A 1,248-nucleotide genomic window follows, 5' to 3' on the forward strand; every position below is an offset into this window, starting at 1 on the left:
TGACGTGACCCCCGGCTTTCATCCAGTGGCAACCAGAGACCGACTGTTGTTGTCGCGCAAGAGCGCGGGTGAAGCAACGGGCGGGGTTAACCCCGCCCGTTGCTTTTCGAGTTCGGCGGCGAATGCCGCCGGGGTGGCGTAGCCGAGCGAGGAGTGCGGCCGCTCGGTGTTGTAGTCATCGATCCAGCGCGCGAGGATCGAGCGGGCCTGGCCGATCGTGAAGAACAGCGTCTCGTTGAGCAGTTCGTCGCGCATGCGACCGTTGAAGCTCTCGACGAACCCATTCTGAGTTGGTTTGCCGGGAGCGATGTAATGCCACTCGACACCGACATCGCCGGTCCAGGCCAGCACGGCGTTCGAGGTCAGTTCGGTTCCGTTGTCGCTGACGATCATCTTCGGCGCACCCCGCTCGGCGATCAGATCGGCCAGCTCGCGCACGACGCGCCGACCCGAGATCGACGTATCGACGACTGCTCGAAGGCACTCTCGGGTGACATCATCGACGATGTTGAGCACGCGGAACCGCCGCCCCGTGGCAAGCTGGGCGTGGACGAAGTCCAAGCTCCAGCGCTGGTTGGGAAGCGCCAACACCGGCGCAGGCGCCCGCGCGCCCACGGCGCGCCTTCGTCCCTTCCGGCGCCTGACCGTCAAACCCTCCTCACGGTAGAGCCGCTGGGTCTTCTTGCGGTTGATGATGATGCCGTCCCGACGAAGCAGGATGTGCAGCCGCCGATAGCCGAACCGCCGGCGCTGCTGCGCCAGCTCGCGCAAACGCGACCGCAGGTCGCCATCATCCGCTCGGCACGAGCGATACCGCATGCTCGTGCGATCCGCCCCGACGACAGCGCACGCCCGCCGCTCGCTCATCCCCAACGTGGCCTGGAGATGTGCGACTGCTTGCCGCTTCGCGGCAGGCGCTACCATTTTTTTGACAGCAGATCCTTCAGACCCGCGTTGTCGAGCATCGTATCCGCCAGCAGTCGCTTGAGCCGTGTGTTCTCCTCCTCGAGCGCCCGCAGCCGCTTGGCGTCCGACACCTCCATGCCGCCGAACTTGGCCTTCCACGCATAAAAGGTCGCGCTCGACATCCCGTGCCTGCGGCACAGCTCCGTCACCACCGCGCCCGCCTCGGCTTCCTTCAAAATGCCGATGATCTGCTCTTCCGAAAACTGCTTCCGCTTCATCCGTCCGTCCCTTCGTCGGGTCGGACTCTAGCTCCAACTGGAGGAAAAAGCGGGGGTCACGTCA

General features: G+C 64.9%; 1 protein-coding gene. It reads right to left on the reverse strand.

Annotation, left to right across the window (positions count from 1 at the left end; translation table 11 throughout):
- Positions 1 to 18 precede the first annotated feature (18 nt).
- Positions 19 to 1,184, reverse strand: a protein-coding gene (locus tag DKB74_RS18480) for an IS3 family transposase (RefSeq protein WP_109809676.1) whose coding sequence is annotated in 2 segments (ribosomal slippage) — positions 19 to 932 and positions 932 to 1,184 — 1,167 coding nt in all. Because the reading frame shifts where the segments join, the coding sequence is not laid out codon by codon here.
- Positions 1,185 to 1,248 lie beyond the last annotated feature (64 nt).

Origin of the sequence: Stakelama portus, from assembly GCF_003171655.1 — a bacterium.
Lineage (GTDB): Bacteria > Pseudomonadota > Alphaproteobacteria > Sphingomonadales > Sphingomonadaceae > Sphingomonas > Sphingomonas portus.